The organism is Collimonas silvisoli (genome assembly GCF_018305005.1).
Lineage (GTDB): Bacteria > Pseudomonadota > Gammaproteobacteria > Burkholderiales > Burkholderiaceae_D > Collimonas > Collimonas silvisoli.
The window spans coordinates 1-25,127 of sequence record NZ_JAGQEG010000003.1 but is presented as its reverse complement, the minus strand read 5'-3'; the positions used below and the strand labels follow the sequence as shown (position 1 = coordinate 25,127).

The 25,127-nt window shown below is 56.8% G+C and carries 23 protein-coding genes; 21 read left to right on the top strand and 2 right to left on the bottom strand.

Annotated features, from left to right (window positions below; genetic code table 11):
- Nucleotides 1–75: 75 nt before the first annotated feature.
- Together KHU33_RS01160 and KHU33_RS01155 are read left to right on the top strand one after the other, a co-directional pair.
- Complete coding sequence (locus tag KHU33_RS01160; protein ID WP_211460671.1) at nucleotides 76–2,388, top strand: NADP-dependent malic enzyme; 2,313 nt, start codon at nucleotides 76–78, stop codon at nucleotides 2,386–2,388.
- 205 nt (nucleotides 2,389–2,593) lie between these two features.
- On the top strand, nucleotides 2,594–4,246 hold the full coding sequence (locus KHU33_RS01155; RefSeq protein WP_329956006.1) for a 3-(methylthio)propionyl-CoA ligase: 1,653 nt from the start codon (nucleotides 2,594–2,596) through the stop codon (nucleotides 4,244–4,246).
- Between the two features lie 120 nt (nucleotides 4,247–4,366).
- On the opposite strand, the gene KHU33_RS01150 is transcribed toward KHU33_RS01155, so the two are convergent.
- On the bottom strand, nucleotides 4,367–5,281 hold the full coding sequence (locus KHU33_RS01150; RefSeq protein ID WP_211460670.1) for a 5'-nucleotidase: 915 nt from the start codon (nucleotides 5,279–5,281) through the stop codon (nucleotides 4,367–4,369).
- 370 nt (nucleotides 5,282–5,651) lie between these two features.
- Here KHU33_RS01150 and KHU33_RS01145 point away from each other — a divergent pair, with 370 nt between their 5' ends.
- Nucleotides 5,652–7,046, top strand: coding sequence for a collagen-like triple helix repeat-containing protein (locus KHU33_RS01145; RefSeq protein ID WP_211460669.1), 1,395 nt, complete (start codon nucleotides 5,652–5,654; stop codon nucleotides 7,044–7,046).
- A gap of 164 nt (nucleotides 7,047–7,210) precedes the next feature.
- On the opposite strand, the gene KHU33_RS01140 is transcribed toward KHU33_RS01145, so the two are convergent.
- The gene (locus KHU33_RS01140) at nucleotides 7,211–7,357 is read right to left on the bottom strand and encodes a hypothetical protein (protein ID WP_211460732.1); all 147 of its coding nucleotides are present in this window, start codon (nucleotides 7,355–7,357) and stop codon (nucleotides 7,211–7,213) included.
- Between KHU33_RS01140 and KHU33_RS01135 the strand changes: the two genes are divergently transcribed.
- From KHU33_RS01135 to KHU33_RS01055, 18 genes are all read left to right on the top strand, one after another.
- A complete protein-coding gene (locus tag KHU33_RS01135; RefSeq protein ID WP_230413980.1) occupies nucleotides 7,356–9,005 on the top strand; it encodes a ShlB/FhaC/HecB family hemolysin secretion/activation protein in 1,650 nt (549 codons plus the stop codon). The genes KHU33_RS01140 and KHU33_RS01135 overlap by 2 nt on opposite strands.
- Nucleotides 9,006–9,368: 363 nt before the next feature.
- The gene (locus KHU33_RS01130) at nucleotides 9,369–9,566 is read left to right on the top strand and encodes a Flp family type IVb pilin (RefSeq protein ID WP_211460667.1); all 198 of its coding nucleotides are present in this window, start codon (nucleotides 9,369–9,371) and stop codon (nucleotides 9,564–9,566) included.
- An 85-nt stretch (nucleotides 9,567–9,651) separates the two neighbouring features.
- Nucleotides 9,652–10,194: an A24 family peptidase gene (locus KHU33_RS01125; protein WP_211460666.1), complete on the top strand. Its 543-nt coding sequence runs from the start codon at nucleotides 9,652–9,654 to the stop codon at nucleotides 10,192–10,194.
- Nucleotides 10,195–10,276: 82 nt separating this feature from the next.
- The gene (locus KHU33_RS01120) at nucleotides 10,277–10,762 is read left to right on the top strand and encodes a TadE/TadG family type IV pilus assembly protein (protein WP_407928231.1); all 486 of its coding nucleotides are present in this window, start codon (nucleotides 10,277–10,279) and stop codon (nucleotides 10,760–10,762) included.
- Nucleotides 10,763–10,946: 184 nt separating this feature from the next.
- The gene (cpaB, locus tag KHU33_RS01115) at nucleotides 10,947–11,960 is read left to right on the top strand and encodes a Flp pilus assembly protein CpaB (protein WP_211460665.1); all 1,014 of its coding nucleotides are present in this window, start codon (nucleotides 10,947–10,949) and stop codon (nucleotides 11,958–11,960) included.
- A 56-nt stretch (nucleotides 11,961–12,016) separates the two neighbouring features.
- Nucleotides 12,017–12,190 (top strand): hypothetical protein, encoded by a 174-nt coding sequence (locus KHU33_RS26260; protein ID WP_230413979.1) that lies wholly within the window; start codon nucleotides 12,017–12,019, stop codon nucleotides 12,188–12,190.
- A complete protein-coding gene (locus tag KHU33_RS01110) occupies nucleotides 12,190–13,323 on the top strand; it encodes a type II and III secretion system protein family protein (RefSeq protein ID WP_230413978.1) in 1,134 nt (377 codons plus the stop codon). The genes KHU33_RS26260 and KHU33_RS01110 overlap by 1 nt, the downstream gene beginning before the upstream one ends.
- Nucleotides 13,324–13,344: 21 nt before the next feature.
- Entirely contained in the window at nucleotides 13,345–14,646 is a 1,302-nt protein-coding gene (locus KHU33_RS01105; protein ID WP_211460664.1) for an AAA family ATPase, read from the top strand.
- Nucleotides 14,647–14,763: 117 nt separating this feature from the next.
- Complete coding sequence (locus tag KHU33_RS01100; protein ID WP_211460663.1) at nucleotides 14,764–16,119, top strand: CpaF family protein; 1,356 nt, start codon at nucleotides 14,764–14,766, stop codon at nucleotides 16,117–16,119.
- Nucleotides 16,120–16,121: 2 nt separating this feature from the next.
- Nucleotides 16,122–17,051 (top strand): type II secretion system F family protein, encoded by a 930-nt coding sequence (locus KHU33_RS01095; protein ID WP_211460662.1) that lies wholly within the window; start codon nucleotides 16,122–16,124, stop codon nucleotides 17,049–17,051.
- A gap of 61 nt (nucleotides 17,052–17,112) precedes the next feature.
- On the top strand, nucleotides 17,113–18,069 hold the full coding sequence (locus tag KHU33_RS01090) for a type II secretion system F family protein (RefSeq protein ID WP_329956005.1): 957 nt from the start codon (nucleotides 17,113–17,115) through the stop codon (nucleotides 18,067–18,069).
- Complete coding sequence (locus KHU33_RS01085) at nucleotides 18,066–18,971, top strand: tetratricopeptide repeat protein (protein WP_230413977.1); 906 nt, start codon at nucleotides 18,066–18,068, stop codon at nucleotides 18,969–18,971. The genes KHU33_RS01090 and KHU33_RS01085 overlap by 4 nt, the downstream gene beginning before the upstream one ends.
- A 57-nt stretch (nucleotides 18,972–19,028) precedes the next feature.
- Nucleotides 19,029–19,436: a DUF3613 domain-containing protein gene (locus KHU33_RS01080; RefSeq protein ID WP_211460660.1), complete on the top strand. Its 408-nt coding sequence runs from the start codon at nucleotides 19,029–19,031 to the stop codon at nucleotides 19,434–19,436.
- Nucleotides 19,437–19,478: 42 nt separating this feature from the next.
- Nucleotides 19,479–21,194 carry a TadG family pilus assembly protein gene (locus KHU33_RS01075; RefSeq protein WP_211460659.1) on the top strand — a complete coding sequence of 572 codons (1,716 nt, stop codon included), beginning with the start codon at nucleotides 19,479–19,481 and terminating at the stop codon, nucleotides 21,192–21,194.
- A 96-nt stretch (nucleotides 21,195–21,290) separates the two neighbouring features.
- Entirely contained in the window at nucleotides 21,291–22,658 is a 1,368-nt protein-coding gene (locus KHU33_RS01070; RefSeq protein ID WP_211460658.1) for a sigma 54-interacting transcriptional regulator, read from the top strand.
- 139 nt (nucleotides 22,659–22,797) lie between these two features.
- Nucleotides 22,798–23,499: a DUF2968 domain-containing protein gene (locus tag KHU33_RS01065; RefSeq protein ID WP_211460657.1), complete on the top strand. Its 702-nt coding sequence runs from the start codon at nucleotides 22,798–22,800 to the stop codon at nucleotides 23,497–23,499.
- A 255-nt stretch (nucleotides 23,500–23,754) separates the two neighbouring features.
- Nucleotides 23,755–24,819 (top strand): haloacid dehalogenase-like hydrolase, encoded by a 1,065-nt coding sequence (locus KHU33_RS01060; RefSeq protein ID WP_211460656.1) that lies wholly within the window; start codon nucleotides 23,755–23,757, stop codon nucleotides 24,817–24,819.
- Between the two features lie 16 nt (nucleotides 24,820–24,835).
- Nucleotides 24,836–25,127 (top strand): porin (locus KHU33_RS01055; RefSeq protein ID WP_211460655.1); only part of this gene is annotated, 292 nt, incomplete at its 3' end.

Here is a 25,127-nt window from a genome sequence, read left to right as displayed (position 1 = left end):
AAATTCACATAGTTGAATGCGAGCAGTCTGATAAAATCAAAGACTTTCACTTGTTACATTTGGGGACAGACGCATATGGATTCGATGATCGATAAAAAAGAAGAGCTCCGCCAACAATTGCGTCAAGCTGCGCTTGAGTATCACGAGTTTCCGACTCCAGGGAAAATAAGCGTCACCCCGACCAAATTACTGACTAACCAGCGCGATCTGGCGCTGGCTTATTCGCCAGGCGTCGCTGCCGCCTGCGAAGAAATCGTGGCCGACCCGGCCAACGCCTTCCGCTACACGGCGCGCGGCAACCTGGTTGCCGTCATCACCAACGGCACCGCGGTTCTCGGACTGGGCAATATCGGGCCGCTGGCGTCGAAGCCGGTGATGGAAGGCAAGGGCGTGCTGTTCAAGAAATTTGCCGGCATCGATGTCTTCGATATCGAAATCAACGAACACGATCCAGAGAAACTGTGCGACATCATCGCCTCGCTGGAGCCGACTTTCGGCGGTATCAACCTGGAAGACATCAAGGCGCCGGAATGTTTCGAGATTGAGCGCAAACTGCGCGACCGCATGAAGATCCCGGTGTTCCATGACGATCAGCATGGCACTGCCATCATCGTCGGCGCGGCGATCCTGAACGGCCTGAAAGTGGTCGGCAAAGACATCAAGAGTTGCAAGCTGGTAGTCTCCGGCGCCGGCGCTGCGGCGCTGGCCTGCCTGGACTTGATTGTCGATCTCGGCTTCCCGATTGAAAATATTTTCGTGACCGATCTGGCCGGCGTGGTCTATAAAGGCCGTGTCGAACTGATGGATCCGGACAAGGAACGTTTTGCGCGTGAAACCAATGCGCGCACGCTGGCCGAACTGATCCCGGGCGCCGATATTTTCCTCGGCTTGTCGGCCGGCGGCGTGCTCAAGCAAGATATGGTGAAGGCGATGGCGCCACGGCCGCTGGTGCTGGCGCTGGCCAATCCGACTCCCGAAATCCTGCCGGAAGAAGTCAAGGCGGTACGTGACGACGCCGTCATGGCAACCGGCCGTTCGGACTATCCGAACCAGGTTAACAACGTCCTGTGCTTCCCCTACATTTTCCGCGGCGCCCTCGATTGCGGCGCCACCACCATCACCCGTGAGATGGAAATCGCAGTGGTGCATGCGATCGCCGAGCTGGCGCAAGCCGAACAATCGGACATCGTCGCTACTACTTACGGCATCACCAATCTGTCGTTCGGGCCCGAGTACATTATTCCAAAGCCGTTCGATCCGCGTCTGATGATCAAGATCGCGCCGGCAGTCGCCAAGGCCGCCGTGGCGTCCGGCGTGGCCAGCCGTCCGATCCAGGATATGGAAGCGTATATCGACAAGCTGCAGCAATTCGTTTACCGCAGCGGCACTTTCATGCGGCCGCTGTTTCAGGCCGCCAAAAAGACGCAGGCAGAGAAGAAACGGATTGTCTATGCGGAGGGCGAAGAAGAGCGCGTCCTGCGCGCGGTGCAGGTGGTGGTCGACGAAAACCTGGCGCGGCCGATCCTGGTCGGACGGCCGGCGGTGCTGCAACAGCGCATTGAGCGTTTCGGCCTGCGTCTGAAAGCCGGCGTCGATTTTGAAGTCATCAATCCGGATTTCGACGAGCGTTACCGCGATTACTGGCAAACCTTCCTGGCGATGACCAAGCGTCAGGGCGTGACCGAGCAATACGCCAAGCTGGAAATGCGTCGCCGCCATACCCTGATCGGTTCGATGGCGATTCACAAAGGCCATGCCGATGGCATGATCTGCGGTACCTATGGCACCACCAATCTGCATCTGAACTACATCGACAAGGTGCTGGGCCGGCGCGAAGGCGTGAATGTCTATGCAGCGATGAACGCGCTGATTCTGTCGAATCGTCAATTGGTGCTGGTCGATACCCACGTCAACGAAGATCCGACCGCCGAGCAACTGGCGGAGATCACCATCCTGGCGGCGGAAGAAATGCTGCGCTTCGGCATCAAGCCGCGGGCAGCCTTGCTGTCGCATTCCAACTTCGGCACCAGCAACAGCGCTTCGGCGCAAAAAATGCGGAAGGCTCTGGCCATCATCAAGGAGCTGGCGCCGGATCTGGAAGTCGATGGTGAAATGCACGGCGACACCGCGCTGGATACCGAGTTGCTGAGAAAAGTGATGCCTGATTCAAGCCTGAAAGGCGACGCCAATCTGCTGGTGATGCCTAACATCGACGCCGCCAACATCGCTTACAACCTGCTCAAGAATACTTCCGGCAACGGCGTTGCGGTCGGTCCTATTCTACTGGGTTGCGCCAAGCCGGTTCATATCCTGACGCCTTCGGCCACCGTGCGCCGTATCGTCAACATGACCGCGCTGTGCGTGGTGGATGCGATTTCGGCCCGCTAAGATTTAAATATCCATAGTACGCAAGAATAAAAAGCCCGCTGTTAGCGCCAAATGATCGGCGGTAACAGCGGGCTTTTTTGCTTTTGACACGCATGTCATCCCTGGATTATTGTAAGTACGCTGTTTCATGAGAACGCATCTCACGGATATTGATGAAATGAGTTCTAAAAAAAAAGACGTATTCATTACAACATCAGGAGATGCGATGTCACAGTACGCCAAGAGTCCCTTGATGGGACAGATGATGAGCCAGCCCTTGCTCATCTCCAGCATTATCGAGCATGCAGACCGCCATTTCGGCAGCAATGAAATCGTCTCACGGCGGGTTGAAGGCGACCTGCATCGCTATACCTACAGCGATTGCCATAGACGTGCGCGCCAGTTGGCAAATGTCTTGACCAGGCTTGGCGTCAAGATGGGCGAGCGGGTTGCCACGCTGGCCTGGAACGGCTACCGGCATATGGAGGCGTATTACGCGGTATCCGGTTCCGGGGCTGTGCTGCACACCATCAATCCGCGCCTGCATCCGGACCTGATCGGCTATATCGCCAACCACGCCGAAGACCAATATCTGCTGTTCGATGTCTGTTTCCTGCCGCTGGTCGAGGCGGTGGCGCCGCTGGCCAAGTCCATCAAGGGCTACATCGCCATGTGCGGGCCGGAGCATATGCCGCAAGACAGCAAGCTGCCGAATCTGTTGTGCTACGAAGCGTTGCTGGACGCCAGCCCGGACGACTACAGCTGGCCATTGTTTGACGAAAATTCCGCTTCCAGCCTGTGCTATACCTCGGGCACTACCGGCAATCCCAAGGGCGCGCTGTATTCGCACCGCTCGACCGTATTGCATTCCCTGGCGTCGGCCATGCCGGACAGCATGAACATATCCGGGCGCGACGTCGTGCTGCCGGTTGTGCCGATGTTCCATGTCAACGCCTGGGGTTTGCCCTACGCGGTACCTCTTACCGGCGCGAAAATGGTGCTTCCGGGCCCGGCGCTGGATGGCAAATCCCTGTATGAGTTATTCGAACAGGAGCAGGTCACCTTCTCTGCCGGCGTGCCGACGGTATGGCTCGGTTTGCTGACGCATATGGATCAGAACAAGCTGAAATTCTCCAGCTTCAAGCGCACCATCATCGGCGGTTCCGCTTGCCCGCCGGCGATGATGCAGAGCTTGCGCCATCGCTACGAGGTCGAGGTGGTGCATGCCTGGGGCATGACCGAGATGTCGCCGCTGGGCACCACCTGCGGCCTGCAGACCAGGCATTTATCCTTGCCGCTTGAGGAGCAGGAATTGCTGCTGCAAAAGCAGGGGCATGCGATCTTTGGGGTCGACATGAAGATTGTCGACGACGCCGGCAAGGAGTTGCCGTGGGATGGCGCAACGTACGGCAATCTGCTGGTCAAGGGGCCGTGGATTATCGATAGCTATTTCAAGAATGAGGGCGGAGCGGTATTGCAGGATGGCTGGTTTCCTACCGGCGATGTAGCCACCATCGATGCCGACGGCTACATGCAGATAACCGATCGCAGCAAGGACGTGATCAAGTCAGGCGGCGAGTGGATCAGCAGCATAGCCCTGGAAAATATCGCCATGGCGCATCCGGCGGTGCAAATGGCCGCCTGTATCGGGATTTTTCATCCGAAGTGGGACGAGCGGCCGTTGCTGGTGGTCGTCAGGAAGCCCGGTATGGAGGTGAGCAAGGAGCAGTTGCTCAAATTCTTTGACGGCAAGATCGCCAAATGGTGGACCCCGGATGATGTCGTGTTCGTCGACGCCTTGCCGCTTGGCGCCACCGGCAAACTGTTGAAAAACAAACTGCGGGAACAGTTCAAGGCTTATATCTTGCCGACCGCCTGAGGTCGATGCGAGATCAGTTAAAGTAAGCGCGAACAAACTTGGATGCGTCATTCCCGCGAACGCGGGAATCCATTTTAATCAGCAACTTGGATCCCCGCGTTTGCGGGGATGATGGAATATTTATTCAAATTCACTCGGCTGCTTCCATGGCACGCGCCCTGTTTGCACTTTGTTGGCAGCACGATCGCAATGATCGGGATGGTCATCAAAAAACATGTGCGGCTTGAACGCAGCCAGCACATCCGATTTGACGATGCCGCCCATGAAAAAGGTTTCGTCGATCGCCACATCCCAGGCACGCAAGGTGCGAATCACCCGTTCATGGGCCGGCGAGGAGCGCGCCGTGACCAGCGCGGTGCGGATGGGCGCCGCATGTCCATCCGGATTCTTGAAGTTATTCTGAATGTAGGACAACGCCAGCAACAGACGCGCAAACGGACCTTGCGGCAATGGCAGCAAGGCATTTTCGCGCTCATGTTTTTCAAATGCTTCAATCCCCTCGGTCTGATATATCCTTTCCGATTCATCCGAAAAAATCACAGCATCGCCGTCGAAGGCGATACGAATCTGCTCCAGCTCTTCCAGAGCGTTCTCAGGTTTCTGATACAGCAGCGCTGCCGCCACGCCGGAGTTGACGGCGGCTTGCACGTCATCCTCATGCAAGGATAAAAACAGGCTGACATTGAAGGCTTGCAGATATGGCGCCAGCGAAGCGCCGCCGGACAGTACCGCACGCGTGATGTCGAGATCGTAGTGCTTGATCGAGTTGAAGATGCGCATCGAGGTCTCGCTGGAATTGCGCGACATCACGACTACTTCCACGAAACGCTGGCCGGTCAGGCGGTTCAGTTTCAGCAGCGCTTTCACCAGGGCGAAGCCGGCTCCCGGCTTGAGAATCTGATTTTCGTTGAGCAGCTGGTGGCGGCGATATTCTTCCAGGCCATGTTGACGAAAGATCGCCTCTTCGGTTTCCAGATCAAATAGCGCACGGGATGAAATCCCGATGACCAGTAGGTTTTCTAAAGACTGCGGCATGGTTGGTGGTCTTAAGGTCGAGATTGAGAGCGCTCATTATAGGCGCTCGGTTAAATGTTGATGGGGGCGCAAGAGGGCGCACGCCCGGTGATATTTTTGCAATGTTTTTTTGTGCTGTTGAAAGAGCTGTGTTCCACGCCGTTACGTTACATGTTACGTATCAAAGCCCGCCGTTACGTATCCGGATATTCTCCCGGTCGATGTTTGAGAGTTGCTGTTAGTCATTGATTTTTAAGATATTTCTTGCCTTTTTTGTGGAAAACAATGAGGCATGGCAGTCGCTGTTTCGACGGCGTTTCTGACTGGCATGTTCTTTGCGGAAAGACGGTAAGCAAAGCGTTATCCGATTCATCAAAAAAGGAGAGAGATCATGAGAGTATCGAAAAAAAGAGGGGTGCTTGCAGCATCCGTGTTACTGACGGCATTGCTCACCGGCTGCGGCGGCGGCGGAGACTTGCTTAGCCATTCGAATGGCAGCGGCAACACAACAAGTACCGGCCATAGCGGCAGCACGCCGACAGCACCCACCACGCCCGTCACACCGGACACTCCTGTAACGCCGGCCCCAGCGGCCAACTTGCTTGCGAATGGCGGCGGCACCGCAGGTAGCGTAGGCACAGCAGTTGACGGTGCCGGCAACACGATAGTCGACCAACTGCCGGTAACACCGACCACCAAGAAAGCATTGAAGGGAGTGATCGATAATGGCAGCGGTATCGTCAACGTGCTGGGCGGCGGTCTGACCAACGGCCTGGGGCAGATTGGCACAGCGCAGGATCCGGTGGGCATCACGGTCGGCAGTGCTGGCGGGGTCGTGGCTCAGGCCGGCGCTACGGTGGACAGCGCCGGTCAAGCGGTGAGCAGCCTCGGCAGCAGCGGCCCGCTTAGCGCCTTGGCGCCGGTGACCGCACCGGCCGGCGGCCTGGTCAGCACGATCGGCAACACCATCTCTGGCACCGTGGCGCCGACGCTCGCCACGGCACTGACGACCGGCCCGGTACAGCAAGTGACGCAAACGGTGAGCACTGCGATCGAGCCTTTGACCAACGCCGCAGGCACTTTGCTCCAGACTGCCGGCAATACGACTGCGTTGAACCAGCCGGCTAATCTTTTGCTGGGTGTGGTTGGCAGTACCGTCGCCGGCGTCGGCGGTGGCCTGACTAATTCGGGCGTACCTGTCGTCGGCAATCTTGGCCCGGTGGTGAGCAGTACCGGCAATCTGGTGAGCGGTCTTGCCGTCAACGGTTTGACCGGCAGCGGCCAGCCATTACTAGGAAATCAAACCGGCGGCATATTGCAACCGGCCGACAATGCACTGCTGGGCACCCTTACCGGGCCTCTGGCTCCGGTGGTGAGCGTGGCGAACAACTTGACCGCTAGCCTTAACGGCGCAGTCGCCGGCGCTGGCAGCGGCCCTCTGGCCCCAGTCACCGGTTTGCTGGGTAGTTTGACTGGCGCTGTGGGCGGTGCTGGCGGCAGCGGTCCTTTGGCCCCGGTGACAGGCTTGTTAGGTGGCTTGAGCGGTGGCGTTACTGCTGGCGGCAGCGCCGGTAGTCCGTTAGCTCCTGTGACTGCTTTATTGGGTAGTGTGAGCGGCGCTGTAACGTTAGGTGCAAGCGGCAGCGCAAGCAGTCCGCTGGCCCCGGTGACTAATCTGGTAGCCGGCTTGAGCTCCTCGGTTTCAGCGGGGACTGGCGGCGCCGCCGGCAGCGGGCAGGCGACTGGATTGCTGAGCGGCTTGCTGGGTGGTGCAGGTAAAAAATAAGCGTTGGCAGCTGTTTGCAAAAGGGGCCTTGGCTTTTTCCAAGGCCCTTTCGTTCGGGTGGGAGGCAAAACAGGAGAGGCAAGACAGTCAAGCCGTGCAGAAGCGGATTGGTGGATTGACAGCGCGCGCAGCAACAAAATAGTTGCACAGGATGAATTATTGCCTTAATTTAACAATGACTTCAGGTCCCGATGAATAAGACAGGTTTTGCCGTCGATAACGAACGAGAGCCGTAGCTGCATGCAATTATCCCAATCGAAATGCTGCAGCCGCGCTGCGATGGCCATGATCAGTGCTGCTTGTTGGCTCATGACGTCGTATCCTTTACCCGCACATGCCGATGCGCGCAGTCCGTTGCAAGGCAACCCGGCTGACACATTGCCCAAAGCCGAGGCGCCGCCAAGCGCGCCGGTGACGCTCAATATCCAGACCCAGGCGGTCGATCCGGCGCTGCAAAAATTGTTGGCAAGCCATTTGACGCCGTCCCGTTTTCAGATTGTCGGCGTCAAAACCTTGGCGTTCGAGCCGATCGCTGCGCAGTTCGCGCCGCTGGCTAACCGCGATACCACTGTCGCCGAATTGCTGGCTGCCGCCAACAAGATCACGCAGATGTATCAAGACCAGGGTTATCCGCTCTCCTTTGCGTTCATCCCGGCCCAGAGTTTCGAGAACAATGTGGTGGTGGTGACGGTGGTCGAAGGTTACGTCAAGAATGTCAAGGTAGAAGGCAATCCCGGTGCCAGCGAAGAACGCCTGACGCGGATTGCCGAACAGTTGCAGCAAGACCGGCCGTTGCGCCGCGCCACTTTTGAGCGGGTCGCCGGCATTCTGAGTTTGCAGCCAGGGGTCAGGATTGTCGCCAACGTGGCGCCGCCGACTACTACCGATGGCGCTGCCGACATGGTGCTGACGGTGAAGCGACGGCCGGTCACGGTCGGCATCGGCGCCGATTACCGGCAGCCTGGCATCCGCGGCTTGCTGACTGCCAGCAGCAATGGCTTGACGCCGTTGGGCGAGCAAGTGACCGTCAGCACATTGCAGCCGAGCGGGCCGCAGGATGAAAAATATTATGCGATCAATTACGTCCAGCCGATCGGCAATGACGGCATGCTGGCCAGGCTGAACTGGTCCGACTATCGTGCTCAGCCAGAAAACACGGCGTTGGAAAGTCAGCACATTCAAGATCGCTACCAGACCAACACCGTACGCGCCGGCGGCTCGCTCAGCTATCCGGTGATCCTCGATAACACGCATAACCTGACCGTCACCGGCGGCGCTTATGCTGCTGAAAACAGCCAGGTGTACACCGGCTCGGCGCCGGCTACGCCGATGTCGATCGAACTCAGTTCGCACGTGCGCGTATTGAGCGCGGAAGCTGCCTGGACCGATGTCAAGACAGGGCCGGACAAACGGCAGCAGACGCGGCAGCTGAATGTCGGCGTGTACAAGGGCATAGACGCGCTCGGCGCCAAACGCGAGAACAGCAAGGTCGATCTGGGTTTCACCAGAATCACGCTGCAAGCGGCGCAATCGAATCAGCTGCCGGGCGGCTTTGGTGTCGCCGTGGCCGCCAGCACGCAATACAGCAGCAATATCTTGCCGACTTCGGAGCAGATCGGTTTCGGCGGAAAATTGTTTGGCCTCGGTTATCCGGCCGGTGAAGTCGCCGGCGACAAAGGCTGGGGTATTTCAGCCGAAATCAATCGGCTATTCCCATTGAGTTACACCTATCTCAAATCGGTGCAGCCATATTTTCTGGCGGACCATTCGCGGGTGTACTCGAATGTCGCTCCTTTAATTCACGACACCTTGGGTTCTGTTGCGTTAGGCATGCGCTTTTCCGACAGTCGCTACTACACCCTGGATTTGTCGCTGGCAAAACCGGTGGCTGATATTCCGGTCAATGCAACGTCGAGGTCATGGCGGGTAAACGCGATGTATTCGTATCAGTTGGATTGACGCGCGATTGCATTTTTTATGCTCAGGAAAGTTACGCAGAACGCGTGTCGATAGTTGATGTCGAGATTTTTTTTGTGTATTTTTTCTTTTTTTAAAGTAAGAATTTTTTCACAATGCAAAACGATATTTCAAGATGAATGTTACCTTCGCCTATGAAAATCGATTTAGATTTATACCTCTAATAATGTGTTTCTAAAAGGAAAAATTTGTCTTGAGGTAATTTTTAATCAAGGCTATGCTGATACCGCGTAGTTCGAGATCAGGGTTCGTTCTTCCTGGAAAAATGTGGGTATATTTTTCCGTGGATTGCAACGCAAAGAGCCGCTTCCTTAACGCGATGAGTGCTTCTTCAGGGGGATCACAATGAACGTAAAATTAATGAAATTTCTTCGGGATGAAGATGGCATTACGGCTATCGAGTATGGCTTGATTGCGGGACTTGTGGCTGTGGCGCTGGTTGTTGCCGTCGGAGCTTTGACCGGAACAAGTACAACCGGGTTGGAAGGCATATTTACCAAAATAGGAACCAAATTAACCAATCTTGCCGGCAGCATCACTTAAAGCAGCCAGATATCGATCGAATGTCATGAGCAGTCCAACTTTTCTCAACGCATATGTCAACACGCCCTAGTTGGACGTGACAGATATGCCCGATACAAATTTTTCTCTGCTAGTTCTGTTTTTGTTTTTTTGCGCCCTGATATTTTCATACGACTACTTGTTTCGCCGTGTTCCTAATAATTTTTTGTTGACTGCGGCCGCTTTGCAACTGGGATGTTTTGTGTTGTTGGGCAAAGGATTCAACGGGATGGGGGCGGGGAGCGCATTAACCGGTTTTGCAATCGGACTGGCATTTTTCTTGCCGCTATATACGTTGCGTGCGATGGCTGCAGGCGATGTCAAGTTTTTTGCGATGCTTGGCTTCTTGCTTGGACCCGGAGCGTTGTTGTCTGCCTTTTTGATAGCATCTGTGATAGCCGCCGTTCATGCCGTTGTGCTCTACATGTCGCGATTGGGACTAATCCCGAGTTTGCAACTCGTTGCGATACGGGTTACGCGCTGGTCTTGGTATCAGAGAATGTTGGAAAAGCGTGGTAGCCGTGTTGGCATTCCTTATGCAGCGTATTTGGCTTTGGCGGGAGCCTGGATTGGGATATCCGGCACGAGAGTAATGCAAGGTTTTGCTTGAATTTTCGTTTGCATCATGCATGTCAGCGCAGCAGACGCCGGTAATGTACTGATCGGTTCCGTGGTAAAGATCGGGAGCAGGGATGCATAAAAAATATAAATATACGGCTCGCCCCGCCATGAGGGTAGACGCCAAGAACATCGCTCAAGGCGGTGTCGCAGCAATAGAATTTGCATTGGTCTTCCCGGTTTTTTTCATGCTGCTATATGGGATCATTACCTATGTTCTGATCTTCCTGGCCCAGCAGTCGCTGGCGCTGGCGGCGGAAGAGGGCGCCCGTGCTGCGCTACGATACGCCACCGCAGATCGCGGCACGATTGGTTGCAGCACAGCCACTGACCTTATCAGGTGGCTAGGCACCGACGCTGGTGGAAATCCAATTGCTACTTGCACCCCGGTTGGACCGGTAGCCTGCGCTTTCCCTGCGGGCGCCACCGCGCAGTGCATCACGGTCAAAGTTATTTATCCCTATAGCAGCAAGCCACTAGTGCCATTGTTACTGGGACCGCTAATGAGTCTTGCGGTACCCACTACATTGGGTAGCTCGGCGACGGTACAGATTAATTGAATTTAATCGCGCCGGGTTTGCGTCTTTGACCGGATGAAGTTTGCTTGCTGAGCACGTTCCGATTGCTGAATGCTCACGAATCGCTGGGCCAGCGACTTGACGTCCTTTGCCGATTTGAATTTGACTTTGACTTGGAACTCACCGTGAACAATCTCTCCATTCGGACAGGCATCGAGTACACGCTATGAATAACCTGACAAAAATTGTTGCAGCGATACTGGTAGCGGCGGCGCTCAGCCTGGCGTTTGTGGCCTGGTGGCTAGGCAGCCGGCCGCCGCCGACGATTACCGTGGCGCCCGTAGCAATCGCCAAGAGCTCCAGACAATACGAAGTTGTGGTGGCGGCGCGTGCGCTGGCAGCGGGCAAGGCGATCGCTACCGATGACATCAGCCTGGTGACTTTGCCGATCAATCCCGCCGGTGCGTATAGCCAGGCCAGCTCGGTGGTCGGCAAAATCCCCTTGATTGAAATCGGTACCGGCACTCCGATTACCGAAAGCGGTCTGGCTAGCGGTCTTGCCGTGAAACTGGCCGACGGCGAGCGGGCCGTGGCGATTCCTGTCGACGAAATTATCGGGGCCGGCAATCATGTCCAGGCGGGCGATTATGTGGATGTGTTTTTCACGCTCAAACAAGGCCCGGACGTCGAAAGAACCCAGTCGCGTTTGCTGATGTCGCGCTTGCAAGTTCTATCGTATGGCGCGGCAGTGATCGGCGCTGCCGCCGCTGGCGGCAATATGGGAGCGATACCAAATCAGCAGACGCCGCAAGCGAGTCAGCAGGCGCAATCGTCGCAGCAAGCTCAGCAAGCCGCTCGCACCGCGGTGCTGGCAACCCCGGTGGCAGATGTCAATCGACTGCTGCTGGCAACCCAGAACGGCAAGTTGACGCTGGCATTGCGCAATCCCAGCGATGCAACAACGCCTGATCCGGCATTGTTTGCGCCACCGGCCGCCGTACTTGTCGGCAAAAAAGACCTGACACGCGATCAGCAGCAAGCATTGAAGCGAGCCGATAACCAGGCTTTTGCCGGCATGGAGATGAATGGATTGGCGGGTGATTCCAACACAGCGCCGGGCCGCAAGCCTGTTGCCAATAACCTGGCTGCGCAACCAGCGGCGGGACAAGCGCGCGGCGCGAATACCTCCGGTACGGTAGAAGTAATTCGAGGCACGCAACGGGAATCAGTAGTTTTTTGACGCGAAGATATTTTTCAATGACGGGCTTATATCAATAACAGGATTGACCGCAACTCATGAAAATTCACGATCTGGTTTTGCCGATGTTACTGATTGCAAGTGCATATTCAACATATTCCCTGGCCGCCACCACGGATATCACACTCGGCATGCGTGAACAGCAGAGCCTGCCGGTTGCCGGTGCGCTGGAACGCATTGCGGTAGCCATCCGGAAGTCGCGGATGTGTTGATGGTGCGCGGTTCCGGCGGCAAGAGCGGCAGTGTGATTCTGGTTGGGAAAAAAGCCGGCACTACTACCGTGACTGCATGGGCCAAAGGAATGCCGGCCAATACCTGGAGAATTACGGTGCAGGGTGACTTGCAAGCGGCGCTGGCGGAGCAGGGCGGCGCCAAGGTGCAGGTGCGCGGCGCTGCGAGCGTGATCAGCGGACAGGCGGCTTCGTTATTGGAGCACGCAAAAAGCAGCGCCGCCGCCATCGACGCAGCAGGCAAAGGCAAGGTGTTCGATATCTCGACCATCGATAGCGGCAGCGTAGTGCAGATCGATGTCAAGATTGTCGAATTCAGTAAATCGGTATTGAAGGAAATCGGCTTCGATTTCGGGCTCATCGTGAATCGCGGCAATTTCAGTTTTAATCTGGGCAGCAATCTCGCTTCCAACGGCGGACTTTCGACAGCTTCGGAGGCATTCGGCTTGTTGACCAAGTTCAGCCGGGGCAGTTACAGCTTGAGCAGTAACTTGCGCCTGATCGAAGGCAACGGCATGGCACGGGTATTGGCAGAGCCGTCCTTGACCGCGCTTTCAGGCCAAAGCGCGAGTTTCCTGGCCGGCGGCGAATTGCCGATTCCGCAGTCGGGCGGCCTCGGCACCACCACGATAGTCTACAAACCTTTCGGCATCGGCTTGACGGTGTCACCGACCATACTGGCCAAGGGGCGGATTGCCTTGAAAGTCGCGCCGGAAGCCAGCGATATCGACTATGGCAACGCTGTCATCACCGATGGCATTTCGATTCCGGCGATCACTACCCGGCGCGCCGATACCACGGTTGAGCTAGGCGATGGAGAAAGCTTCATCATCGGCGGCCTGGTTTCGCGTACCACCAAATCCAACGTCAAGAAAATTCCATTGCTCGGCGATCTGCCCATCATCGGCAGTTTTTTCCGCAGTCTCAGTTATTCGCAGGCCGACAAGGAGCTGGTGATCATCGTCACGCCGCACGTGGTCCAGCCGATAGCCAGGAATGTGCCGTTGCCATTGCCGGGTGACAGTCAGGAGCGCCGCAATACAGCGAGTACCGCGTGGGGCAGCTATCTGCTTGGAGGAGCGAGCCGGGACGAGTTGCCGGGATTTTCGAAATAAGCGACAACCTTTTTGGATTACATGATGAATGCTCGTAACAAGGCTTTGAATGAACTGACGGCGCTAAGCCGTTTCGTCTTCTGCTCGCATAACAGCACGCAAGCGGAATGGCTGGGCGCCGCCCTCGGCAAATGGGGCACCCTGCTGCAGGAAAAAGCCGATGTGGCGGAACTGGTGTCGCGCACAATTGAACTCAACCCCTTGCTGGTATTGCTGGATTTTTCCGGCGTTGAGCATGTGAGCGATCAAACCGGCGTCTTGTCGATTGATTCTCTCGGCAGCACCGCGCATGCGATTGAATTGGCGCGCGCACTGACTAAGACACTGCCGGCCTTGCCATTGGTAGCAGTCGGTTCGATGGCGTTTCCGGAAGGGACGATTGCCGCATTGCGCGCCGGCGTCAGCGATTTCATCGACGTCAGCGCCTCCGAAGATGAAGCGCGCGATGTGGTGCAGCGGGTGCTGGCCAAAGCGGCGCAGTCCGCGACACCAGTCAAGCGCGGTCAGCTGGTGACCTTGCTCGGAGTGCGGCCGGGGATCGGCACCAGCACGCTGGCGGCACATCTGGCGGACATGATTCAGCAACGCAATGCCGGCCACGGCGGCAAGCGTAATGCGAGCGACAGCCGGGTGGCGCTGCTCGATCTCGGTCTGCCCGCCGGAGACGGCAAGTTATACCTGAGCGCCAACGGTAATTTCGATTTCGCCGAAGCCGTGCGCAATCTGCGCCGTTTTGACGAAACGCTGGTGCACACCGCGCTGCCACGCAGCCCGGGCGGCGTTACCGTGATTTCCCTGCCGCACAGTTTGAATGAGATGCGGACCGTGTCGCACCACGACGCACTGGCCTTGCTGGACCGCCTGCGTTTGTATTTCGATGTCCTGATCGCCGACCTGGGCGGTTTCAGCAATCATGACTTCATTGCCAATCTGACCGGTGCGGCTGACCAGGTATGGCTGGTGACGGATCAAAGCGTCGGTGCGCTGGTATCCCTGGCGGGCACTCTGCAAGAGCTGAACGGCCGGCATCCTGACGATGGCAAGCGGCAGCTGGTGGTGAATCGCTATGACGATCGTTTCGGCATGGCCGCCAGCCAGATTGCCGAGCGCTTCAAGTTGCCTTTGCTGGCGACTTTGCCCGAACGCACGCTCAAGCTGACTGCCTGCGCCAATCACGGCAAGCTGCTGCATGAAGTTGCCCCGCACGATGCCTATGTAAGGGCGGTAGGAGGTTTGATCGATGGCTTGCTCACGCATGCCGAGACGGCGCCGAACAAGCATGGAGTGGGACGCTGGCTGCCGAAAATTTTATTACGAAAATAGACAAGCCGATTTAAGCGTAGGTATAGCGTGATACGCGCCGCTGATGCAGAACCTTCTCAGGATGCCGGGAAAGGCATGCAGGAAGCGGCCCCCTGATGAAAGACAGGAGAAGCAAACGTGAGTAACCAGATTGAATTTGCCGATGATGACCAAACGTTTTCGAACACCCAGGAGTTCCAGGATATCAAGACGGCGGCCTACGATCATCTGCTGACGCGGATCGAAGAACTGGGGGCGGAATTCGGCCGCTGGTCGCGCAGCGCGATCCAGCAATTCGTCAATCTGGACGTCGACGGCTTTGTCCGTCTGCAGCGGATTCCCTTGAACGAAGCCGAGGTGCGGCAGATTGCCGACGCCCTGACCAAGGAACTCGCCGGCCTGGGGCCGCTGGAAGATCTGCTGGCCGATATGACGGTCGAAGATATCCTGATCAACGGCTATAACGACGTGTTCGTTTCGCGCCACGGCATCTTGCAGCGTGAGACGCTGCGTTTTACCGACAACGCCCACCTGCTGCGCATCGTCAGGCGCATCCTGGCTCCGCTCGGGCGCCGCCTGGATGAATCGAACCCCATGGTCGACGCCCGCTTGCCGGATGGCGGCCGGCTGAACGTGGTGATTGAACCGTTGTCGGTAGACGGGCCGATGGTGTCGATCCGCAAGTTCCGCAAAGAGCCGCTGAAGCCTACCGATCTGCTCAACCTGGGCACCATGAACCAGGAAATCTATTCGCTGCTGGATAACGCCGTCAAAGCCCGTTGCAATATCCTGGTCTCCGGCGGCACCAGTTCCGGCAAGACTTCCTTGCTGAATGCCCTGGCATTTTTCGTTCCGGAAAACGAACGCGTGGTGACGGTGGAAGATACCGCCGAACTGTCGCTCAATCATCCGCATGTGGTGCGCCTGGAATCGCGCCTGGGCGGTTTCGAAGGCGCCGGCGCAGTCAGCATCCGCGACCTGATCCGCAACAGCCTGCGCATGCGTCCGGACCGGATTATCGTCGGCGAAGTGCGCGGCGCCGAAGTGCTGGAAATGCTGCAAGCGATGAATACCGGCCACGACGGATCGATGGGCACGATCCACGCCAATACACCGCGCGAATGCTTGTACCGGATCGAAATGCTGGCCGGGTTTGCCGGCTTCCAGGGCAGTGAAAGCAGCCTCAGGCGGCAAATTGCCGGGGCCCTCGATTTCATTGTGCAAATCGGCCGGCTTTCCAACGGCCGCCGCCGGATCGTCTCGATTACCGAAGTGACCGGCATGGGCGACAACATCATCACCATGCAAGAACTGTATCGGCACGAAAGCTATATCGGCCCCGACGGCGAAGAAGCGGATCGCTGGGTTTCGCTGGGCATCTTCCCGCACTCGCCCAAGTTGCAACGGCAACGCCAGCTCGGTCAGCAAAGCGGCGCTAATCCGAATACCGGCGGCCCTGGGCCCGGCACAGGTGGTCTGCCGGGGAGGCGCTAGCCATGCATATCGCTCTATGGCTGCTTGCTGCGGCCCTATTGTTGACGGGCGTTGCATTATGGCTGTGGCAGCGTGCACAGCAACGCACCCGGCAAGACGTCAGCGCCGCCTTCGTGAACCGGCAGATTCAAGGCATGCAGCAGAGTCAGGCGCAGCCGCAAGAGACGGGCGAGGCGTCGCCGCAATTGCAGCCGCAGATAGAAGCATTGCGCCAGTTCTTTTTGCGCGCGGGCATTCAGCAGCCCGGCGGCAAGCTGTATTTCCAGCTAATCGCGCCCGGCATAGCCCTGACCCTGCTGGCGTTGCTGCTGGGCGGCTGGATATCCGCGCTGGGGACGCTGGTGCTGTACACCATGCTGGTGATTTTTTATTTTTGGCTGAAGACTTCCAAATTGCAGCGAATCATGGTGCGGCAACTACCGGGATTTCTGGATACTCTGGTGCGCCTGGTCACGATCGGCAATAGCATCGGCTCCGCGTTTCAGACCGGCATAGTGGGCACTGAAGGGCCGCTCAAGGTGGTCTTGGACCGCGCCAACCGGCAGGTGCAAGCCGGTGTCGATCTGGAGCATGCGCTACGTCAGCAAGCAGCGATTTTTCGTTTCAAGGAGCTGGATTTGGTGGCCGCCGTGATTGGTGTTTCGACGCGCTTTGGCGGACGCTCCGACCTGGTTCTGGAACGCATGGCCGGGTTCATGCGCGATCTTGAGCATGCGCAAAATGAAATGGTCGCCTTATCCGCGGAAATTCGTTTGTCGGCCTGGATCATGGGGGTATTGCCGGCCGCTATCGGCATGTTCCTGATCATTTTCAACAACGATATGTTTTCCAATATGTGGCATGACCCGATTGGAAAAAAAATGCTGATCGGCGCAGTCATGCTGGAAATTTTGGGCGGCTACGGTTTATACAGATTGGCGAAAACGGTTTAGCCGCATGGTCGGCGCCCGACGTTGCGTGGGACAAATACGGAAAAAATACGGGACAAATAAGGTGAATACAACACAACATACGCTGATCATCCTGGCGATCCTGCTGATGGCGGCGGCCTTATTGCTGATGGGAACCACGCTATTGGCGAGAGCGTGGCGGCTCAAGCGCAACCTGGCTACGATCGATCAAAAGATTGCGGCCCGCGACAGGCCGGCAGCTGCCTTGAATACCGTCACAAAACTGCCGAGCCGGCGCGAGCGCCTGGCTGCATTCAGCGCCAATTGGCTGGATACCTCATTGGGACGTCAGCTGGTGGCTGAAGAAGACCGGCATCTGCTGGATCAGTGCGGCGTCAACGACATGCAGGGCAAAGCGCTTTTTTTTACGGCACGCGTAGTGCTGGCGGTTGGCTTGCCGTTGCTTGGTTTAGTGCTGTTCGAGCGAGGAGGATGGCTATCCCTGTTGCTGATCCTGTTTTTCGGCGTCGCCCTGGGTTATATGTTGCCCAAGTGGGTGATGCAGCGGGTAGCACTCAAACGTCAGCGCCAGGCCGCCGAAGAATTGCCTCTGCTTATCGATTTGCTGCGCTTGCTGCAAGGTGTCGGGTTGTCGGTCGATCAGAGTCTGCATGTGATTGAAAACGAATTCCGCAATGTTCTCAAGGTGCTGGGAGCAGAGCTGGCTATCGCCGGCCGCCAATACAGCACGGGACGCAGCCGCGAACAATCGATGCGGCGCTTTTCTACCGTATTCGACAATGAGGATCTGCAAGCGGTGGCGCGCTTGCTGGTGCAGGTGGAACATCACGGTGGCGCGGTGCAAGAGCCGCTTAAGCAATTCAGTGAGCGGATTCGCGAGCAACGCAAGCTGGACATGAAGGAAAAGATAGGCAAGTTGACGGTAAAGATGACCGGGGTCATGGTGTTGACCCTGCTGCCTGGCTTACTGGTGATTACCGGCGGCGTCGGTTTTCTGGCAGTGATCCGGGCTCTGGCAAAAATGGGAGCAAATATATGATTTATCTTCAGCAGCGGCCAGATATAGAAAGGCATGCGCTGCCGCAGTTCGCTTTCCCGTACTGGATGTTGCCGCTCTCGATGATATTTGCCGCAGGGTTGCTGGCCGGCTGCGCCAGCAACGCCGCCAAGGCATACGCGCAGCAAAACGAAGCGGCGCAATTGCGCCAACAGGCAGAGGACAAGGCGCCGACGCCGGACAACAAAGGCATGTACCTGGGATTGATTCGGCAAATGCAGGAGCAGGGCATGTACTTTGCGTCGCTGGCGCATATCGATGCCTACGAACAGCAAAATGGCAGTACGCCTGAGCTGCAGCGATTACGTGCCGACGCTTTGCGCGAAACCCGGCAAACTGCGGCAGCGAATGGCGCTTATCGAAAATTGCTGAATTCGTCCGAAGCCAGCGCCGCCTGGCATGGTTTGGGGCTGTTGGCCGCACAGAGCGGCGATTACAAGGCCGCCGTGAGCTCCCTGCGGGAAGCAGCGAATCGCCAGCCCACCAATCCCGTGATGCTGAGCGATCTGGGTTATGCGCTGTTGCGTATCGGCGATATCAGCGCTGCCCGGGTGCCGCTGGCGCAGGCCGCTGAACTGGCGCCGGACAACCGCAAGATGATAGGCAATCTGGCGCTGCTGTTGCTGGTTTCCGGCGATGCCGCAAAAGCCCGCGCGGTGATGGATAAGGCGGCCTTGCCGGCAGAGAGCCGCGCCAAGATATATGGCCTGGCAGCTGAAATCGGTCAGGGTCAGCCGGTTGTCGCTGCCGTTCAGAAAAACACAAGCAATGGGCCGGCAGCAATGAATGAATCTGCCGCATCGGCGCTTAAAAATGAGAATCCGGCGCGGCTGCCTGCGACGCCGTTTCAATCCATGCTGGATCGCTTTGGCAACGGTGGCTGAGTCTTATTGAATCGCATCGGATATCACGCAGTTAAATTTTTGTTCAAGAGGTAAAAAATGAAAGCGCAGAGAATTCTCCGGCAGCACATCTTGTTTTGTGGCTCTGTGCTACTGGCGGCAATCGACGCTTCAGGAGCGTGCGCGCAGAATCCGTCGCCGCTCTCGGGCAAGCTGTTGCCGGAGCCTGCGGCAGCAACAACTGCTGTCTCTGCGTCGAAAGCAACGGCTGTCGCTGCATCAGCTCCCGCCCAGCCGACAGAAAATACTGCCGCGGAAGCAACTCAGGAAAGCATACGTGTCGGCGACGTCACACACACCCTGTTGCAGGCGCAAGCGGATGGCCGTGTCGCCGGGCCGCGCCTGCCCATGCTGGGAGTAACCGCCGACGCCAGCTGGCAGCGTTATCTGGATAGCTTCAAGCATCCTTTGCCGGAATTTTTCGAAACAAAAATAAATAAGAACTGAATTTTTTTGACGAACATACCGAATCCGACGCGAACGCCTCCCATGCCATCAACCCTCAACAATCTGTCGTCGCATCGTGTCGTTCGGGGCCGCCATGATCACGCGCCGCAACATGGTTCGGTGGCTGTGATGGCGGCGATTTTTCTATCTGTGATCGTGGTCTTGTTATCGTCGGTGGATATCGGCTACATGTTTTATATGAGGCGCGATTTGCAAAAAAATGCTGATCTGGCGGCGCTGGCGGGCGCCCAGCAGCTGGTCGGTACGCCGCTGACCGGCAATCCCACCACATGCGCGGCGACCGACGCACCGGTGCTGGCCGCGATTGGCAACGCACAGGCAAACGGTTTCTCGACTGTCGCCCCGAATGCGATGTCAAATGCCATTACCGTAACTTGCGGTCTTTGGGATCCGGTTGCCAATCTGGCTTTGGCTCCCGGTTATTTTTCCACTCCTGCGGCGGGAACCAATCTGAATGCAGTGAAGGTAGTTGTTACGCAGACTGTACCCGCATTTTTTGGCTTGGGCGCACGCACCATCAACGCTCAGGCGATTGCTTCGGCGAGCAATCCAACTGCTGCGTTCTCTCTTGGGACTGGACTGCTCTCTCTGTGCAGTTCTAGCGGTTCGCTGTCGTCGCTGCTGGTCAACAGTCTTCTGGGCAGCAATATTTGTTTGTCTGCCGCCTCGTATGGCGGATTGCTGGGAGCGCAGGTGTCCTTGTTGAAAGTTCTAACCAATCTGAATGTGAATATCGGTAGCGTCAGCCAAGTGGCAAACACCCAGGTAACGCTGGCGCAACTGGTCAATGCGTCCATCGGCGGATTGTCATCAACCCAGGTGGCGAACATAGGTACCGATCTGGGCAGCCTGACCAGCGGAACATTGGGCGGTACCTTGTTGAGAATCGGCGATATTTTTGACCTGAGTTCCGCCAACGGAGTCGCCGCTCTGGATACGCAAATCAATATCCTGGATTTGCTCAATGTCAGCACCTTGCAGGTCGCGAACAAGAATCATCTTGCGAGTTCCAATATCAACGTAAATCTCCCTGGATTGGGGCAAGCGGGGTTGCAGCTAAATTTAATCGAGCCACCGCAGATGGCCGTGGGCGGGGTCGGCGCGACAGCAACTTCGGCCCAGTTGCGGCTGGCAATTAATGTGCAGGCATTGACGCTGATTCCCGGATATCCTGCCGTGCAACTCCCGATCTACGTTGATCTTGCGGCAGGTAAAGCTAAACTCAACAGTTTGCAATGCAATGCGCCGCAAAGCGCTACATTCGCGATAACGACAAGTACCGCGGGAATCTGTGTGGCAAAGGGACAAACCCTTGCCAGTTCGCCGCTTTCCTGCCCTGCCGATATGGCGTCGAACCCGTCGAATCGGATTGATGCGATTGCCGGGGTACTCAATCTCGGCATCAACGTTTCGCCGAGCACCTCCTATCCCGCCGTTACCTTGTATCCCCCGCCATCGACTTCCAATACCGTGACTGTCGGCTCCAAATTGCAAGACATATTAGGCGGGACTATCCAGCCGCAGAAATTTTGGGTTGGTTTGGATGCTGATCCTTTGGGACTCTTAAGCGGGGCGCTGACTACTTTGTTAAGTACCCTGGGAAATCTGTTAAATCCGATTTTGTCTAGCGTCGGCGGATTGCTTGATCAACTGACGTCGCAACTAGGACTGAACATTGGGTTAAGCACCCTCAACCTGTCCTCGATTAGTTGCGGCAATGTGAAACTGGTTTATTGAGCTATGCGATGAGATTGCTGTGATAACAAAAAACGGCCTGCGCCAAATCGCTCAGTCTGAGCGACTTTGAGCGAGGGACATTGAAAAGAAATGACCATGCAGAACAAACCTTTGCAAGAAAGTCTCGACATTTACGTATGGGAAGGCAAGTCGGATATTGCTGACCGGATTTCGCAATGTCTGGCGAGTTTCGATATTGAAGTGATCCGTGCCGACGGCATGGCGCTGACGCGCGACCAGGTGTCGTCGCGGCCGTCGCTGGCGGTGATCTCGGTGACGGTGATCGAGCACTCCGAGTTTTCCGCCGATGACTGGCAAAAATCGCATGGCATGCCGGTGATCTGGGTGGCGGAAGTGGGGCGCACCGCCAATCCGCGCGTATATCCGGTCGAATATTCGCATATCCTGATGCTCGACTTTACCTGCGCCGAGTTGCGCAAGCTGGTGTTCCGCCTGGCGTCCGAGCTGCACGCCAACGCCAGCGCCGATCGCAAGCCGCAGCCGCTGATCGCGCAATCCGAGAGCATGCAGATGCTGGTGGCCGAGGCTGAAGCCTTCGCCGATTGCGAATCCAGCGTGCTGATCATCGGCGAGACCGGGGTCGGCAAGGAACGCATCGCTCAGCTATTGCATCAGCGTCACGGCCGTTATCGCCATGGGCCGTTTGTCGCCGTCAACTGCGGCGCGATTCCGGACGGATTGTTCGAGTCGCTGTTCTTCGGCCATGCCAAGGGCGCGTTTACCGGCGCCTTGCTGGCGCACAAGGGGTATTTCGAACAAGCCGACGGCGGCACCCTGTTCCTCGACGAGATCGGCGATCTGCCTTTGTATCAGCAGGTCAAGTTGCTGCGCGTACTGGAGCAAAGCACGGTCACCAGGCTCGGTTCGCAAACCGAGGTCAAGCTGGATTTCCGGCTGGTGGCGGCGACCAACCGCAATCTGCGCGAGCAGGTCCAGCAAGACATGTTTCGCGCCGATTTGTATTACCGGCTGGCGGTGATCGAACTGCGCGTGCCCAATCTGGAAGAGCGCGGCAGAGCCGACAAGATGGCGATTTTCAACACCTTGCTGGCGCAGACTTACGATCAGATCCCGCCGCCGCCGGACTGGCTGCTGGAACTGGTGGCGGCGGCAAAATTTGCGGGCAACGTGCGCGAGCTGCGCAATGTGGCTGAACGGGTCGGCATCATCTATCGCCAGTTAGGCGTCTGGGACCGTGTCCGCATCGATCGTGTGTTCGATAAACTGGGCGCCATGGAGCGGGTGAATGAAGGCAATGATCTGACGGTCGTGCGCAAAAAATGGGATATGGCCGAGCGCGGCCGCATTCTTTCGGTACTGGACGCCAACGGCTGGCGTCGCCAGGATAGCGCCAATGCGCTTGGCATCAGCCGTAAAGTATTGTGGGAAAAAATGCGCAAATTCCAGATTGCCGACACCGAAGCGATCGGCGAGGCTGAATAGTCGGATCGAATGCGGTGATAAAATAACAACAATAATGTTTTAAATGAAAACAGTGCTCAGCATCAACAGGATTGCAGATAAAATTGCCTGTTGCTGTAGCTCATATCGATAAAATTAATGTTAGCGAAGGAATCAGGGGATGAAAGTAAATGTACGCAATGCAGTCCGCGGTCTAGGACTGGGAATGCTCATTGCCGGCTTGTCGATCAACGCTCTGGCGCAATCGTCTACAGCCAGCCCCGCGCCGACAACTGTCGCATCAGCCCCGATCAGCGCCGCCAAACCTGCAGGGAGCAGCATCAACAGCGCTAACAGCACCATCAGCGAACTACAGCAATTGATGCAGAGCCAGGGCGTGAGCGAATTGCGTACCACCTATAACGGCAACTACGGCGCCAGCCTGCTGTTCAAGCCGGATAGCCGTAATTATTATGTCGCGTTGTTCCAGCAAAAGAATTTCTGGCGCGTCGTCAAGACCACATCGGATACGCGGTCCGAGCAAATCTATAAGAGTTTTGTCGGCCAGACCGAAAAGCTGGCTGAGGTCGATATCCGCCGCATCAAGCTGGAAGCGGACAAAGCCTACACCGAGCAGCTGATTGCAGCACAGGAAACCCGTCTGAGCGCCTTGCAAAACGATCTGGTGGTGCAACAGCAGCAAGAACAAAACGTCACCGTCCAACAAGATCAGGCGCGTCAGCAAGCGCAACTGCTAAGCACCAAGCAACAAGCGGCACGCAGCGAGTTGCTGGGATTGCAAAACCGTATCCGTACATTGGAAGCACAGCAAACCGTACTGGATAACAGTAATTTCGGCGACGCCAAGGCTGGCAGAAAATAATTCGGCCATGATGGCAATGCTGCGCCAGGCGACTGCTTCCGGCGCACAGTAGTCAACACATCGGGATGCGTAGATTGACGCATCCCGTTTTTTTTTGCAGACAATCATCTGCTGTAACGATTTGCATTTGTCGCGCGCATTATGTTTTGCGTCGCCTGATTGCAATTGCTGCAATGTTATCAATTCCACAATGCCTTGCCGACTCCGGTATGCATCTTCGGACACGAATGCAGGTCATTTGAAGGGGGAAATGATATGGCGAGCAGCAAGGCAAGAATATGGTGGGCTGGTCTCGCGCTTTGTGCGGCGTCCTGTTTCGCCCATGCGGAAATGGTGCTGGATCATTGGCCTGCGGCGGCAGCCGAGAAGCTCAAGACGGTCATTGCAGCCAACGCCAACCAGGGCGCGTTCGCGGTGTTCGATATGGACAACACCAGCTATCGCTACGATCTGGAAGAGTCGCTGCTGCCCTTCATGGAAATGAAAGGCTTGCTAAGACGGGACAAGCTGCCGGCATCGCTCAAGCTGATTCCATTCAAGGACACGCCGCAGTTCAAGGAAAGCCTCTACAGCTATTACCAACGGCTGTGCGAAATCGACGACCAGGTTTGCTACCCGTGGGTGGCGCAGGTATTCGCGGGCTTCACCTTGCGTGAACTGAAGCAGCAGGTCGACCAGCTGATGGCTTATGGCAAGCCGGTGCCAGCCAGGTATTACGAAGGCGTTGAAGTGAAGTCGATTCAGGTGCAGGCACCGCAACTGTTTACCGGCATGCGTGAGTTGTATCGGGCCTTGATGCAGAACGGCATTGAAGTCTACGTGATGAGTGCCGCCAGCGAGGATCTGGCGCGTATGATAATGGCCGATCCGAAATACGGCTATAACGTCAAGCCGCAGAATGTGATCGGCGTCAGCATGCTGCTGAAAGATCGCAAGACTGCTGAAGTCACCACTGTCCGCAAGCTGGTCGCCCAGGGAAAATATCAGCCCGATGCATTGCTGGATTACGAGCTGACCGCCACTTTGTGGGCGCCGCTTACCTGGTTCGAAGGCAAGTCCGCCGCCATCAACACCTATATCGATGAATGGAAGCGTCCGATCCTGGTCGCCGGCGATACGCCGGTCAGCGACGGTCCGATGCTGTTCCACAAGACCGACATCGAGAAGGGCGGGGTGCGGGTCTGGGTCAACCGCAAAGACAAATACATGCAGCAGCTGAATGGCATGCAGCAGCAAAACGTCGCGCGCCAAAAGGAGCTCGGCCTGCCGGTGACGGCCGACAAAAACTGGATCGTTGTCACGCCTGAAGCGATTCAATAAGCGCGCCGGAGAAATCATGAAACTGCGCTTCATATTGGGCGGCTGGGTGGCCGTGTTCGTCAGCCAGGCGGCATGTGCCCAGTCGTCAGTCGCACTCTACGGCCGTATCGACACCGGCATCCGTTACAGCACCAACCAGAATGTCGCCGGCGATAAATTGCTTGAGCTGACTTCCGGCGCCAGCAGCGGCAGCCGCTGGGGTGTGAAGGGTAGCGAGGATTTCGGCGGCGGCTTGAAGGCGATCTTTACACTGGAGAATGGGTTCGAGCCGGACACCGGCAAAGCAGCACAAGGCGGCCGCCTGTTTG